We start from the raw sequence: 14,828 nt of genomic DNA, 5'->3' as shown, positions 1-14,828 counted from the left end.
ATCTGCACCCCCTACTCTGAGATAATCAGGCTGTCACAGGTCATGGTTCCCCTTGATATCACAAAGCCTGCCCCGCCGCAGGTATAGGTATCGTCCTCAGCAGTAAGGATCGTCTCATTGTTCACACTGAGAGACAGCTGATTTTTATGGGCAGAGAATTTTAACTCATACCCCAGATCCTCTTCGTAGGCATAAGGCGCGGTGCCCAGTATGGTTCTCTGACCGTCCTTCTGCATATAGATAACCGCTTCTTTTTTGTTCTGAAGCACAGCCCCGTAATAGCGGCGGTGTCCCACACTTCTGACTACCAGTCCGCCGGACTGGTGCAGGGCAAAATGAAGGGTGGATGCTGCCGTATAGTCCTCCCACTCCCGGCTTCCAATAGTCACCAGGCCGTCATCTTCCACGTTTGAGACACAGTACGTATACTTAAAGTCTGCGGCAAACTGTACGGCAGAGCTTGCAAACCCAGCCAGCCACAGGGGATTCGTATTCCAGATGGAGGTCATAAGCATTCCCCGCTGGGCAAACCTGGACGGAGCGCCCTTCCAATCAATGGAGTGAAGAATCACGTGCCCGTCAAACCGCTTTTCGCTGGAAATCTCATATCCCAGCTTAAAGATAGACATTCCCTGAGTATCCGGAACTGTCCAGGAGAAGGTATTCACTGCTTTTGTAACAACCACGGGTTCTCCGTAGATCACCTGCTCCACATTATCAATGTCATAGTATAATATATACGGACGAAGACTTACCTCACCCTCTTCCATAAGGCTTACAGAGGTAACCACCTTCTGAGAGGAATACAAGGTGGGAGAGGCCACCGTAGAGAAGTTGGCCGCCAGCTTTGAAAAGTCAATAAAAGTCTGGGTGGATACATCCGCTGTCACCCCATCGGCCACATGCCTGCACCCGATAACCAGTCCGTTCCTTCCCTCAGTAAATTCATTGTAATTGGATAGCTCCACCTGTGCCATGGCCCCATGGGCAAAGGTACAGGGGGCAAATCCCTGAAGAGAGCCGGGGAATTCAAAGGTAAACCTCTCAGAGGAAATCTCAGCTTCCTCCCCTGCCAGCATAGCTGCAGCTTTCAGAATTCTCTTGCTTTCAATCACTGCATCGGTCACCACAGATCCGCCGTCGGAGGTCACTACATACATAAGATCTGCCACTGGTGTTCTGAAATCAGCCCCTGCGTTGATGCCGGCAAGCCCCAGCCGGATTCCGTTAAATGCCCCTACATTACCCGCATTGCAGTCCGTATCCCAGGCCGCGGAGGAGGCAATGCTGATGGATTTCTGGAAATCGTCTCCTCCCAGAAGGATAGAGGCAATCACCATGGCATGATTAGGCACCATATGACAGCAGCCGGGGAAAACTTCATAGCCATATTTGGGGTTCAGATACTCCCGCACAGCTCTCCAGTCTGATTCCCTGCTGCAGATCTCCCGCACATCGCGGATAATAGCGATAAGCTGTTCATTAGACAGGTACGTTTCTGCCCGATCCAGCAAAACATTCAGATCCTTTTCCGTGAACGCCATAGCTTCCAGAGCTGCCAGATGGCAGGCAGCCTCTACTGCAATCCCGTCATGGCTGACACTGGCAGCTTTTTTCACCAGCTCCACCGCAAGATCCGGATTATCCGGGCAGGCCATGGCGATGGCATCGATGAAGATCTGTGCTCCGATCTGCTCTGCCAGCGTTTTCCCGTTTGTCTCTATGGAACCGCTCTGGGGAGCCTCCATGCCGTTTTTCAGGTTCAGATATGCCGTATGCTCTGTGGAGCGGCCAAGACCTCCCCACCAGAGAATTGTTTTATTTTCAATAATATAGTTCAGCCAGGTATCTCCAAATGCCTTTGCCGGAAGATACTTGTCATAACCGTTATCCTCCAGGGCCCGGAAAAATCCAAAGGTTCCTGATATATCGTCATCCGCTACAATCAGGGGAACTCCAACTTCCTCGTGTACATAATATTTAATATCCCCGAAGGTATCCTGAATCTTTTCGTAACTCCAGCCTTCTACCGGGCGCCCCAGGTATACACCAATAAGCTTGCCCAGAACACCTGAGTAGATCTGGTTTCTGAATTGGGTAACAGCCATTTCTATTCTCCTTTTACTCTTATTATCTCAAATCTGTCTGCTAAAATCGCACCGTAATCCACCACAAATCCGGCGCCCCCGCAGGTATAAGCTTCATCCTGCCCAGATACTGCCGCCTTCCCGTCTACATACAGGGTAAGGGTATCCTTATTCACAGTGAATTTCATATTATAAATGTGATCCACGCCTGATTCAAAGTCAAAACTTTCACTTGCAACGGTAATCCTCTCCCCGTCTTTCTGCCGATAGATTACTGCCTGTCCGTTGGTGAGCACCGCACCGTAATATCTTCTGTGGCCTTTTGCTCTTGCCACAAGTCCTGCAGCCTCCTGCTGTCCCAGAGTCAGGGCAGAGCTCACAGAGTAATTATCCCAGTCCAGGGTTCCCGTGGTTACCACTCCGTTATGACCGCTGTGAGAGATAGAAAAGGTGGTTGTGTAATCCGGACAATAGCAGTCCGCAGAGGATACAAAGGTAGCCAGCCAGGAGGTCTTCGTTGTCCACGGAGTCAGGGACGGCGTCATCTCCATGGAACGCCCCATAGTATAGCGTACCGGAACATTGGACCAGTCCAGCGTTTTCAGAATAATACTTCCGTCCACACACGTCTGACTGGTCAGAACAATACCCAAACGGTAGATGGCATGTCCCTCTGTATCCGGCACTTCCCAGGTCAGAAGGTTCTCTCCCCTTTCCAGTGCAAACACGGGGCTCTTAAGCACCTCCAGTTCATCTTCTTCATTAAAATATTCTATAAAAAACCTGAAATCAGGATTCTGTGCGTCCTCAGCCTTTACGCAGGCGGTAACCGTCTGGCCGCTGTACAGAGTAGGCGAACACAGCACATCAAAATAGCTGGTGCCGTCCTTCCCCTTTGGTTTCAAATCCACAAAAGTATCCACGCAGGCAGAGGCATGCACCCCTGCACCCAGTCTCTCGTAAGAGAGCCTGCATCCGTATTCTCCGGTAGAATCAAAGGTATTCTCAATTCTGGTGAGCACCTGTTCTTCCGTTTCCTTGTCATAAGGGATAATACCCTGCACGGAACCCGGATATTCAAATGCCATCCTTTCCCCGGGCAGACAAACCTCTTCTCCGTTCAGTGCAGCCGCTGCCTTTACAATCTTACGTGTTTCTAGAACAGCATCGGAGATGCAGGAACCGCCGTCACTGGTTACAATATACATCCGATCTGCCACTGCCTTTCTCAGGTCGTTTCCTTTCTGAAATCCCTCAAGCCCCAGACGGATCCCGTTCAGGCAGCCTACATTGCCGGAATTGCAGTCCGTGTCCCATCCGGAACTGCAGGCAATCATGCAGGATTTGTGGAAGTCATCTCCTCCCATAAGCAGAGCCATTAAGACAACCAGATGATTGGTAATCATAGGGCAATTCCCCGGATATTTCTCGTATCCGTGATTGTCTGCAATCCACCGGCGCACCTGATGCCAGTCATCTGTACCTGCGCACTGGGCACGCAGTTCCTGTACCAGGTCTTTAAACTCCTGGTTGTCCACATACTCCATTGCGCCATCCAGCAGCGCGTCTATGTTCTTCTCCTCGAATGCCATGGATTCCATCACCGCCAGATAAACTGCTGCGTCAATGGCAACTCCCCCGTGGCTTACACTGGCTGCAGCCTTTGCCATTCTTGCCGTGCGCTCAGGATTCCCGGGATTTGCCAGCGCCCAGGTGTCAATAAAGATCTCTGAGCCAATCTGTTCGGCCATGCTTCTCCCGTTTAATTCCACTGAACCGCTTTTAGGGGCTTTTATTCCGTTTTTCAGCCGGAGATATGCGGTATGTTCTGTACTCCTGGCAAGACCTCCCCACCAGAGAATGGTTTGGTTCTCTATAATGTAATTCAGCCAGGTATCGCCGATGGCTTCCGCCGTGAGTTCAGGATCATAGCCGTTATCTTCCAGACTTCTGAAAAACGCAAAGGTTCCCGAAATATCATCATCTGGTACAATCAGGGGCGCTCCTGTCTTATGATTCTTATAATAGTAGATCTCTCCAAAGTACTTCTGGATTTTTTCATAGGTCCAGCCCTCCACGGGACGTCCCAGATAGACTCCTATCATCTTTCCCAATACACCCGCGTAGATGTCCTCTTTGATTCGATTTATTTCCATATATTCTTTCCTCCCAATTAGTAAGTATCATTATCCTTTTACCGCTCCGCTTACCATACCGTCCACAAAGTACTTCTGCGCACACAAGAAGAAGATAACGATAGGTGCGATTAAGATTACCGCCGAAGCCATTAAAATAGACATATTAGATCCATAGCTTCCGTTCATTGCCAGGAATCCCAGAGTAGCAGTAAAATTCTTCTCTCCCTGCAGGAAGGTAGAAGAGATCAGATACTCATTCCAGGACTGCAGCCCTACCAACACCCCTACCGTGATCAGTCCGGGAGATACCACAGGCCGCATTACATGCCAGATTACCTGGGCAGTATTTGCTCCGTCGATTCTGGCCGCCTCCTCCAAATCCCTAGGAACATTCAGAAAGAAGGTCCTCATCAGGAATACGGACAGCGGCATGTAAACTGCTGCCAGTATCATACTGGTAGCGGGAATGTTTCCTATTAAATTAAATCTTGCATACACATAGTACAGCGGAAACAGGAACAGCTGGATGGGCACTGTCATAGCCATCATAAAATACATAAGAATTCCGCCGCTTCCCTTAATTCTCTTGCCTGACAGTACATAACCAGCCAGTGTGGAGCAGACTAAGATGATTAAAATGGTACATCCGGACAGCTTCACACTGTTGATAAATCCTTTGGCAAATTTACCGGTTTCCCATGCCTGTATATAGTTCTCCAGGTGGATGACCTGGGACAGGGCCAGAGGATTCCTTACGATATCTGCATTCTCTTTAAAGCTGTTGATCACTACCAGGGCGATAGGGAACAGACAGATAAAAACAAGAATCAGCAGGACTGCGTGTATGATAAAATTAGATGCAACTCGTTTCTTTTTAGATGTAACGGCCATAATACCCCTCCTACTGCATTTCTTCCTTGCGGCTTAATCTGGCATAGATTCCCGATGCGATTAATCCGAAGAAGCTCATAAACAAACCTACCGCTGCTGCCTTTCCTACCTGCATAGAGCTGAAAGCGTAGGAATATGCATACGTACCCAACACTTCTGTGGAATGTGCCGGGCCGCCTCCAGTTAACAGCTTGACATAGTCAAAGGCCAGGAAGGAACCAATCACGATCATAACAAACATCAGGCTTACAGTTGCCTTAATATTTGGCATATAGATATACCGGAACAGCTGCCAGGCATTACATCCGTCGATCCTGGCTGCTTCCACCTGATCGGTGGGTGTCTGGCGAAGCGCCGCCAGATAGATAACCGTAAGATAGCTCCAGTAATGCCAGATGTCTACACCGGCACAGGCATAGATGGCTGATTTCATGCTGGCCAAAGGAGAGCTGATATCAAATCCGAGACCTTTAAAATAGGCAACCAGACCAACCACAGGGCTGAAGATAATGTTCAGCCACAGCATTGCGTTCACCGCCGGCGCCAGCACGTAGGGAATCAGAAATGCCACCTGATAAATACTTCTGGTTTTCTTGCGGCTCAGCAGCAGCATTGCAGCCAGCATACCGATACACACAGGGATCGTTACAAACATTACGGTCCATATGACGTTATTTCGGATGGAAATGAAAAAGATCTTATCGTGAAACAGCTCTTTGAAATTTTCAAATCCTATAAAATTGATATTGGGGGAGATGCCGTTCCAATCCGTAAAGGATGAAATAATGGTTAAAATACCCGGCACCAGGATAATGGAAACACTTATTAGCAGCGCAGGCGCTATTAATAAGTAATTCCAGTTAAACTTTTTTCTGCTCATGATTCAGCCTCCTTGTTTTCTCTTGCTCCTTCTGAGAGTTATGTACTGCCCTTCCTGTTCTCTCCAGGACAACGCTCACCGGACACCCTTGGCTGTCCGCCGGGCGCTGTCCTGGAAACGTTTAGAAACATAGGGCCGGTATGTTCACAAACATACCGGCCTCGGTTATCGTTTCCTGATGGAATTACTGAATGCCTGCTGGTTTCGGGATTGGCGGAACCAGGCCTTTTTCGAATTCGGCTGCAAACTCTTTATCCATGTTGTCAAGATAATCCGTTACTGATATTGTGTCATACCATACGTCTTCGATATTGACAATTGCCTGCTGAGTTGCTGCTGGGAAGAACACATTGTCGTAGAAACCAAAGTTTCCTGCATTTACGGCACCGGAAATATTCTGTACTACGTCAACGAAAGATTTGGAAAGGTATCCCATGTTGCTGGTATCTACAGTTGATAAATCTTTCAGAGGAGTTCCCCAGTATCCTGGCCATGCTTCTGTCATTTCCTGCATGAATTCCGGCTGCATCATCATATCAATAATTTTAGCAGCTTCATCTTTGTGTTCCTGGCTCACATTTGCATTGATTGACAGAGTACATGCGGCACCTAAAGTATATGTCTCGTCAGGAACCTGTTCTGTGGCCGGGAATGGAATGAATGCGATATTTTCTTCTTTGTCATCTGTAAAGAAAGAGGCTGCCCACTGGAATGCGATAGATGGCCCAATGAAGAATGGAGATTTTTCGTCAGCTAATAACTGTAAGGACTCGCTGAAGTTTAAGTTTACATAATCTTCTCCTGCCAGATAGCCTTTATCCCACCATTCTTTTGATTTTTCAATAGCGGCCTGCACATTAGGATTGTTCCACTTTTCCTCTCCTGTTAAGCATTTGTAAACAGTATCTGGTCCCGCAATGTGTGTCAGGAACAGAGAACCGTAGTTTTCGTTAACAGGCTTCCAGCCTTTGTTTCCTGTTACAGATGCATAAAGCCCTTTTTCCAGAGCCTGATCCATAACGCTTTCCAGCTCTTCGATGGTGGTAGGTACTTCCCATCCGTTATCTTCTAATACTTTCTTATTATAGAATACACCCATGGTGCTGACACCATTTACCAAGCTGTACAGTTTGCCGTCTACAGTACCTGATTCATAGTATGGCTGAAGGATTCTGTCCTTCCATCCGTATTCCTCTGCGTAAGCGTCCATAGCTTCCAGTTTGCCGGCTTCTACCAAAGGCATAACAAAGGACGGGCCTGAGCCATATACAATATCCGGTCCCTGATTCGCTGCCAGGGCTGTGGACATATCTGTGTCTACGGAAGGTCTGAACTCAATCACCAGCTGATATTTGTCCTGAGAAGCATTGTACTTATCAGCCAGAATCTTTTGCATTGCCTCCTGTGCATAGGGCTCTGCGCCCCAGAACCATAAGTTGATTTCTTCTCTGTCTTTCATATTCGGGTCAGATTTTGTTACGGTACCGTCTTCTGCGTCAGCGGACTCTTCTCCTTTTGCATCATCCTCTGTCTTTTTGTCATCGTCAGATGAACCTGTGGATACGGAGCATCCGGTGAGCATGCTGCCAACCATTGCCAGTGACAGTAACATAGCAATCATTTTTCTCTTCATTACTTCTTCCTCCTTTTTTCGTTCCCGTGGGGAACATAAACTTTGGTAAATGTTTGGTAAAAAAGTGATAAATTTAACTATATTTTCATTATAGCAGTTTATCACTTTTTGTCAATATGGAATCTTATTTTCCTTTATTTTCGTAATAATTTCACAATTTTCAAGGGTAATAATGGGTAATTATTAATTTATCATGAAGTATATCTATGTCTTTTGTGTAAACTGTTCCAGCCGTATTGGTAAACTATTGATAAAACAATTATTTTTACCACTATTTTTATCACTTTCCCGATATTTTATCAAATTATATTATCAGAACCAAATCGTCCGTACAGGCGTTGCCTCTCCGGCAAGCTTGTACGCGTTTTTAAAGTCATGCGTCAGGGACTAACAAGCTGCAAAAAGCCATGAAAAATACCATAAGGAGAGGATTCACAAATAATCTTCAGCCTTTCCTTATGGTATCCCTCATGGCCCTTTTCTATTCTTCTGTCACAAAAGAACCTTAACAGACTTTCTTTCTATCAGCGACGGAGCAAAATACGTATCTCTTGCCGGTTCCTGCTCCTCCCCGGAAATCCTTTTGATCATAAGCTCACAAGCCCGTTTTCCCATTAGCTCTGCCGGCTGCTGAATGGTAGTAAGAGGAGGGTTCAGCAAATCACAATAGGGAATATCGTCAAATCCTACCACTGAAAGATCCTCTCCGATCTTAAGCCCGTGCTCTGCGGCATACTGGTAAACTCCGAGAGCCATCAGATCATTGCAGGCAAAGATCGCCGTCACATCCCGTTCCTCAAAGTATTCCGCCGCACGATACCCGGATCTGGAGGAAAAATCCCCGTAGTAAATATTTTCCCTGGCAATGGAGATTCCGTAATACACCAGCGCTTCCTTATATCCTTCCAGCCTTTTTCTGCAATTATAGACCTCTCTTGGTCCTGAGACAATCCCAATATCTCTGTGGCCGGACAAAATCAAGTGCTCAGTAGCCAGATATGCCCCCTGCTTATTGTCCCCTGTTATGAAATCACAGAACACACGATCTACGGCCCGATCCAGGAGCAGAAGCCTGATTTTGGTGCGCTCAAAGAACTTGCCCATTTTCATATTATTATCATTGAGATTCATATCTATGGGAGGCATTGCTATAATCCCTTCCACCCGCAGATCCGCCAGCATCTCCAGATATCCCAGGCAGCGCTCCATAGAATTCTCTACATTGCACAGAACAACCTTATACCCGTTCACTGCCGCATGATTCTCAATCCCCTTGATACACTGGTTAAAGAATGGATTGCTGCAGTTGGGATGAATCACCCCTAAAAGCTTCGTTGCCGGCTCATTAGCAGCCTCTTTGGCCGTGTGCCTGTATCCCAATTCCTCCGCTGCCTTTATAATCCTTTCTTTTGTCTCCTGAGTTATTCTTGAGGGCCTGTTGTTCAAAACCAGAGATACACTGGTCACAGATACCCCCGCCTTATTCGCAACATCCTTTACTGTTACCTTCATAAACTTCTCCCACAATCTTACTGTACATATTCCCGGTATTCATATACGTGCCGGAAGTGTTACATCGTTCTTTAGAATTATTATAACGGTTTTGATAAAATAGTCAATATTTTTATCAATATTTTTTACCAGATTACCAACAGGCGGATGGAAATCAGTAGGAAGACCGGAATATGATAGTTTTGTGTATATGAAGTTAGGGGTAAAATAGTCGGCGAGCGGAGTGTCGCAGACGGACGGATATAGGAGGGAGGCCTGGGATCCGCGGACGATTCCGCAGGAGTGAGTAGAGAGTCTTAGGCAAAACCGGGATTCACGCTGGAGATTTTTTCGGCAGTCCAGGCCGAAAAAAGTGAGCATGGGCAGAGAATGCACATCAAGCATTCTTTGACCATATGAACGGTGCTCCGGCGGGGGGTCCGGTTTTGTCTTAGACTCTCTTCGCGACGGAGGTGTCCGCGGATCCCAGGCCTCCCTCCCGCCCAAGCCAGCCGCCGCAGGATTTCTCTCACCGTCCCCCCGCCATCTGCACCCGCCGTCTTGAATACCCCTGAGCCGATGTCCAAGTTGCACTGCCAATTTCCAAATATCACAATCCCCTCCCCGAAAAGGGAATTTGGTTGACTGTAACCATCAAACTCCTTATAATACAAACATAGGCTAACATAAGGAGATAAAAAAGTGAAAAACATAAAAAGAATTGCCGCTCTTACAGGAGTAGTTCTCCTGGTCGGCATGTATGTCATGACTCTGCTATTTGCCCTGTCCGGCCGTCCCGATGCTTCTTCGTTGCTGATGGCCTCCCTCTATGCCACTGTCATTATTCCCGTTCTATTATATGCTTTTATGCTGGTATACAAATGGCAGCACCCCAAAGAGGCTACTGCCTGCCAAAAGAAGAACCAGGAATCTTATAAGGAAGTATACCAGATCGATACCATTATCTTTGACATTGGGAAAGTACTTGTGAATTACGGGTGGCTGGATGTTCTCCAGAATCTGGGATATGACGAGGATACCATAGAAGCGGTTTCCCAGGCGGTGTTCCTGAACGAGGACTGGGTAGAAGGGGATCGCGGTGTTTTAAGTGAAGGGGAGCTGCTGCAGGCTTTTATTGAAAACAATCCTGCCTACGAGCCCCAAATCCGGGAAACTTTTCAAAACCTTGGAAAAACAGTACATACTTACTCATACACGGAAAAATGGCTGGACGCTTTAAAAAATAAGGGCTACCGGGTTTATATCCTTTCCAATTTTTCAGAGCCTCTTTATAAACAAGCCAAAGATGAACTTTCCTTTTTGTCAAAGGTCGACGGGGGGTATATGTCTTATCAAATCAAGCTGCTGAAGCCAGACCCTGCGATCTATCAGCGGCTTATAAAAGATTTTAGCATAGTGCCTGAGCATGCGGTATTTCTGGACGACCTTTTGGAAAATGTTGCAGAAGCACGTGCCCAAGGTCTTAACGCCATTCATTTTACCTCCAGAAGAGAAGCCGTTGCTCAGCTTCGGGAATTTGGAGTACGATAAAGTTTTATCTAATAGTAAAAGCCGCAGATTAACTCTCTGCGGCTATGAATATGTAATTTCTCAATGTGTATAGTCCAAAAATTTAATGCCTTCCCCCACATCTTTTGCGATTAATTCTTTCATTCTTTTGGCAAACGGACAGGGATATCCAATAGGGGTTCCTTTCTGAATACAGCTGGCAAAAACTATAGTGTCGGCGCCCCGCCTGATCAATTCCCTTGCTCTTAATACTGCTTTTTTGGCAGGACATCCGCCGCAGTTAATAAAACCGATAATTTCTATCTCCTCTGTAACCCCTTCAAATACTCCCGCCCTCTCTCTCACTACCTGAAAATCTGCGGTTCCAGGACAGTAGTCCTCTGTCTGCATACATCTGATAATCCCAATTTTCATAAGCAAATCCTCCCTTTATGCTCCGCATGTTACATGGGGCTGGAAGCCCCTTCACGGCCAAAGTACAATCAGTTCACAGCTTCAACTGTTCGTTAAAGTATATCACAAAGAGGATTTAAAATGAAGCGCTGCATAGAATTCTCTCCTATGCAGCGCTTCTGAGTTTATCTGTAAATAATATCATCACGCCCCGGCCCATTGGATATCATGGTGATGGGGAAACCTATCTTCTCTTCCACAAATTCAATATACTTTCTGCAGTTCTCCGGGAGTTCTTCATATGTTTTTATTCCACGGATGTCTGCCTTCCACCCAGGCAGCACCTCAATCACAGGCTTGGCTTTTTCCAGCATACAGGTTGTGGGAAAGTCCGTGGTAATACTGCCGTCAATATCATATGCCACACAAACAGGTATCTCCTCCAGGTATCCCAGTACATCCAAAACTGTAAAAGCCACGTCTGTGGTTCCCTGCATTCTGCAGCCATATTTGGAAGCAACAACATCGAACCATCCCATACGTCTCGGACGTCCGGTAGTGGCACCATACTCGCCGCCGTCGCCTCCCCGTCTGCGAAGTTCATCTGCCTCTTCCCCGAAAATCTCAGACACAAACGCACCGGCTCCCACTGCGCTGGAGTATGCTTTGCACACTGTAATTATTTTCTTTATTTCGTAAGGAGGAAGTCCGGCACCGATTGCACCGTAGGCCGCTAAAGTAGAGGATGAGGTTACCATAGGATAAATCCCGTGATCCGGATCCTTTAACGACCCCAGCTGGCCTTCCAGAAGAATTTCTTTGCCCTCTTTCATAGCATTCCACAGATACAGAGAAACATCACATACATAGGGTTCTACCATACTCTTATATTCCATTAGTTCCTGGAATACCTCTTCCGGCTTAAGCAGAGGTTTATGATAAAGGTGTTCCAGAGTAACATTTTTCATCTCACAAACCCGGGATACCTTTTCCCTCAGGGAAGACTCCTCAAACAGCTCGCTTACCTGGAACCCGATTTTTGCATATTTATCGGAGTAGAAAGGTGCAATTCCTGATTTTGTAGAACCAAAAGACTTGCCCCCCAGACGCTCCTCCTCATACTCATCGAACTTAACGTGGTAAGACATTACCATCTGCGCACGGTCCGAAACTTTAATTTTAGGAGCGGGCACTCCCCGTTCTACAATCCCTTGTATCTCATGAAAAAGAATGGGGATATTGAGCGCAACCCCATTCCCGATTACACTTGTTGTATGATCGTAAAATACACCGGAAGGCAGTGTGTGTAATGCAAATTTCCCATAATTATTAACGATGGTATGGCCTGCATTGGCCCCGCCCTGAAATCTTACTATAATATCGGATTCCTTGGCCAGCATATCCGTAATTTTCCCTTTTCCCTCGTCTCCCCAGTTTGCTCCCACTACTGCTTTTACCATGTCAGATCCTCCTGATAAAATCCATTGTACTCTTATTTTGCCTTTTTACGAATCAAGTATACTATAAGATTTGACATAAGTAAAATCAATGTTTATTATAGATTATATAACTATAAATTATGTGATTGCATTACCGAAAGGAGAGCAGAGACTTTGAATATCAGCTTGGAATACTATAAGATCTTTTACTATGTTGCCCGATGCAGCAGTATAACTCTGGCCGCCCAGAAGCTGTCCATCTCCCAGCCGGCTGTGAGTCAGGGAGTCCGGCAGCTGGAGACAATTTTAGGAACACGTCTCTTTGTCCGCACTCCCAAAGGAGTCCGGCTTACCGCGGAAGGAGAGGTTCTGTACAGTTATGTCTCCAGGGGATATGAATCTATCCTGGCCGGAGAAAACAAAGTAAGGCAGATGCTGAATATGAATATGGGAGAAATCCGCATTGGGGCCAGTGATATGACCCTGCAGTTTTATCTTCTCCCCTATCTGGAACAATTTCATGAACGGTTCCCCAAAATAAAGGTAAGCGTCACAAACGCTCCCACCCCTGAGACACTTCGCTATCTCCGTGAGGGCAAGATAGATTTCGGAGTAGTCAGCACACCTTTATCCGCTCCCAAAGAAATCCAAATCTCTGCCGTCAAAGAAATTCAGGACCTTTTTGTGGCCGGTCCAAGATTTTCCCATCTGAAAGGCCGCCCCCTTCACTTTAAAGCATTGGAGGATCTGCCTATCATCTGTCTGGAAAAAAGCACAAGCACACGTTCCTTTATTGATCAGGAACTTGCCTCCCATAGCGTAGTACTCCAGCCCGAGTTCGAACTGGCCACCAGTGATATGATCGTACAGTTTGCCATCCGTAATCTGGGCATCGGCTATGTAATGAAAGAATTCGCCCAATCGCAATTAACAAGCGGAGAACTCTTTCCCCTGACCTTTCACGAAAAACTGCCCAAAAGGCATTTCTGTATTGTAACAGAAAAAAAAGCGCCGCTGTCAACAGCGGCACAGAAGCTATTAGAGATCACCGCCGCCGAAACGCAATAAAGAGCAGGGCGCTGATTCCCATCAGTATAGGATAAAACAAATACGGCATAATACCAAACGGCGTCAGACCGCTCAAAGATGCCGCGGACAGCAGCTGTGCTCCGTACGGAATGAGCCCCTGCCCCACAGAGGCAAAAATATCCAGCAGGGAGGCGCTTCTTCGGGGAGCGATCTCGAATTCTCCGCTTATCTCTTTTGCAATGGGGCCGGCCATAACGATGGCTACCGTATTATTGGCAGTACATGCATCCACCAGAAGAGCTAAAACGGCAATGCCAAGCTCTCCCCCTCTTTTCCCACGGATTCTCCGTTTAATAATGTATAAAATATACTGTATGCCCCCGTAAGCCTTTACCAGAGAGACAATGCAGGCTACAACAATAGAAATGACCGTAATGTCATACATTCCTGTAATTCCCTCTCCCACCACCTGGAAAATCTGTCCCAGAGGGATCGTCCCTGCCGCTACCCCCACGATCAGGGACAGTACAGTACCTCCTATGAGGACTAAAAAGACATTAATTCCAATCAGGGCGCCGATGAGAACCAGCAGGTAAGGGACAACTTTTATGAAATCATAATCCAGATTGGTGAACTTCTGAGCCTTACCAGCTCCGGAGATAACAAAAAAGAGCACTGCAGTGATAACAGCTGCCGGCAGTACAATCAGAAAGTTCTCTTTAAATTTGTCTTTCATCTCGCAGCCCTGGGTTCTAACGGCAGCGATAGTAGTGTCAGATATCATAGACAGATTGTCACCAAACATAGCGCCGCAGACTACAGCACCGATACAGATGGCAAGCGAAACCCCTGTCTTCTCGCTGATCCCCACGCCGATAGGCGCCATAGCCGCAATGGTACCCATGGAAGTTCCCATAGAGATAGAGATAAAGCATCCAATCAGAAAGAGGCCTACCACTGCAATGCTTGAGGGCATAATGCTAAGCCCCAGATTAACCGTACTCTCTACCCCGCCGGCTGCCTTCACCGCACCTGAAAAAGCACCTGCAGACAGAAAGATAAGGCTCATAGTCACAATATTCTCCTCCCCTACCCCTGCAGAAATCGCAGTGATTTTCTGAGAAAAGTCCAGTTCTTTATTTTGCATAAATGCCACAAAAAGTGCGATAAGAAACCCTACAATCGCAGGCATACTGTAAAAATCCCCAGTAATGCAGCCTGCTCCCAGAAAGATAACCAGAAACACACCGATGGGTAAAAGTGCTCTCGGATTTCCTTTTTCTTTGTTCCAACTCATATTCCTTCTCCTTTTCAATC

General features: G+C 46.8%; 11 protein-coding genes. 2 read left to right on the top strand and 9 right to left on the bottom strand.

Translation table 11 applies throughout. From position 1 onward, the window contains the following. Nucleotides 1-11: 11 nt before the first annotated feature. The 6 genes from ACGHCT_RS06230 to ACGHCT_RS06205 form a co-directional block, all read right to left on the bottom strand. Nucleotides 12-2,108 (bottom strand): ADP-ribosylglycohydrolase family protein, encoded by a 2,097-nt coding sequence (locus ACGHCT_RS06230; RefSeq protein ID WP_390438909.1) that lies wholly within the window; start codon nucleotides 2,106-2,108, stop codon nucleotides 12-14. A gap of 2 nt (nucleotides 2,109-2,110) precedes the next feature. Next, entirely contained in the window at nucleotides 2,111-4,243 is a 2,133-nt protein-coding gene (locus ACGHCT_RS06225) for an ADP-ribosylglycohydrolase family protein (protein ID WP_390438908.1), read from the bottom strand. Nucleotides 4,244-4,273: 30 nt separating this feature from the next. Beyond that, entirely contained in the window at nucleotides 4,274-5,116 is an 843-nt protein-coding gene (locus ACGHCT_RS06220) for a carbohydrate ABC transporter permease (protein ID WP_072849017.1), read from the bottom strand. A gap of 10 nt (nucleotides 5,117-5,126) precedes the next feature. After that, nucleotides 5,127-5,996, bottom strand: a complete 870-nt coding sequence (locus ACGHCT_RS06215) for a carbohydrate ABC transporter permease (RefSeq protein WP_072849019.1) — start codon at nucleotides 5,994-5,996, stop codon at nucleotides 5,127-5,129. A 184-nt stretch (nucleotides 5,997-6,180) separates the two neighbouring features. Continuing rightward, on the bottom strand, nucleotides 6,181-7,629 hold the full coding sequence (locus ACGHCT_RS06210; protein WP_154257384.1) for an ABC transporter substrate-binding protein: 1,449 nt from the start codon (nucleotides 7,627-7,629) through the stop codon (nucleotides 6,181-6,183). Nucleotides 7,630-8,121: 492 nt separating this feature from the next. Further along, nucleotides 8,122-9,141, bottom strand: a complete 1,020-nt coding sequence (locus tag ACGHCT_RS06205; protein WP_154257383.1) for a LacI family DNA-binding transcriptional regulator — start codon at nucleotides 9,139-9,141, stop codon at nucleotides 8,122-8,124. A 681-nt stretch (nucleotides 9,142-9,822) separates the two neighbouring features. On the opposite strand from ACGHCT_RS06205, the gene ACGHCT_RS06200 reads away from it, so the two are divergent. Beyond that, nucleotides 9,823-10,671, top strand: a complete 849-nt coding sequence (locus tag ACGHCT_RS06200; protein WP_390438905.1) for an HAD family hydrolase — start codon at nucleotides 9,823-9,825, stop codon at nucleotides 10,669-10,671. A gap of 60 nt (nucleotides 10,672-10,731) precedes the next feature. Here ACGHCT_RS06200 and ACGHCT_RS06195 read toward each other — a convergent pair whose 3' ends face one another. Further along, nucleotides 10,732-11,064 carry a CGGC domain-containing protein gene (locus ACGHCT_RS06195; protein ID WP_072849028.1) on the bottom strand — a complete coding sequence of 111 codons (333 nt, stop codon included), beginning with the start codon at nucleotides 11,062-11,064 and terminating at the stop codon, nucleotides 10,732-10,734. A 164-nt stretch (nucleotides 11,065-11,228) separates the two neighbouring features. Next, a complete protein-coding gene (locus ACGHCT_RS06190; RefSeq protein WP_072849031.1) occupies nucleotides 11,229-12,503 on the bottom strand; it encodes an adenylosuccinate synthase in 1,275 nt (424 codons plus the stop codon). Between the two features lie 153 nt (nucleotides 12,504-12,656). Between ACGHCT_RS06190 and ACGHCT_RS06185 the strand changes: the two genes are divergently transcribed. Beyond that, complete coding sequence (locus ACGHCT_RS06185) at nucleotides 12,657-13,550, top strand: LysR family transcriptional regulator (RefSeq protein ID WP_072849033.1); 894 nt, start codon at nucleotides 12,657-12,659, stop codon at nucleotides 13,548-13,550. On the opposite strand, the gene ACGHCT_RS06180 is transcribed toward ACGHCT_RS06185, so the two are convergent. Continuing rightward, on the bottom strand, nucleotides 13,528-14,808 hold the full coding sequence (locus ACGHCT_RS06180; protein ID WP_072849035.1) for a Na+/H+ antiporter NhaC family protein: 1,281 nt from the start codon (nucleotides 14,806-14,808) through the stop codon (nucleotides 13,528-13,530). The genes ACGHCT_RS06185 and ACGHCT_RS06180 overlap by 23 nt on opposite strands. Between the last annotated feature and the right edge of the window lie 20 nt (nucleotides 14,809-14,828).

Origin of the sequence: Lactonifactor longoviformis (assembly GCF_042848515.1) — a bacterium.
Classification (GTDB): Bacteria; Bacillota; Clostridia; order Lachnospirales; family Lachnospiraceae; genus Lactonifactor; species Lactonifactor longoviformis.
Note: the sequence above shows the minus strand (reverse complement) of the source record. Positions and strands in the feature narration are given on the sequence as shown.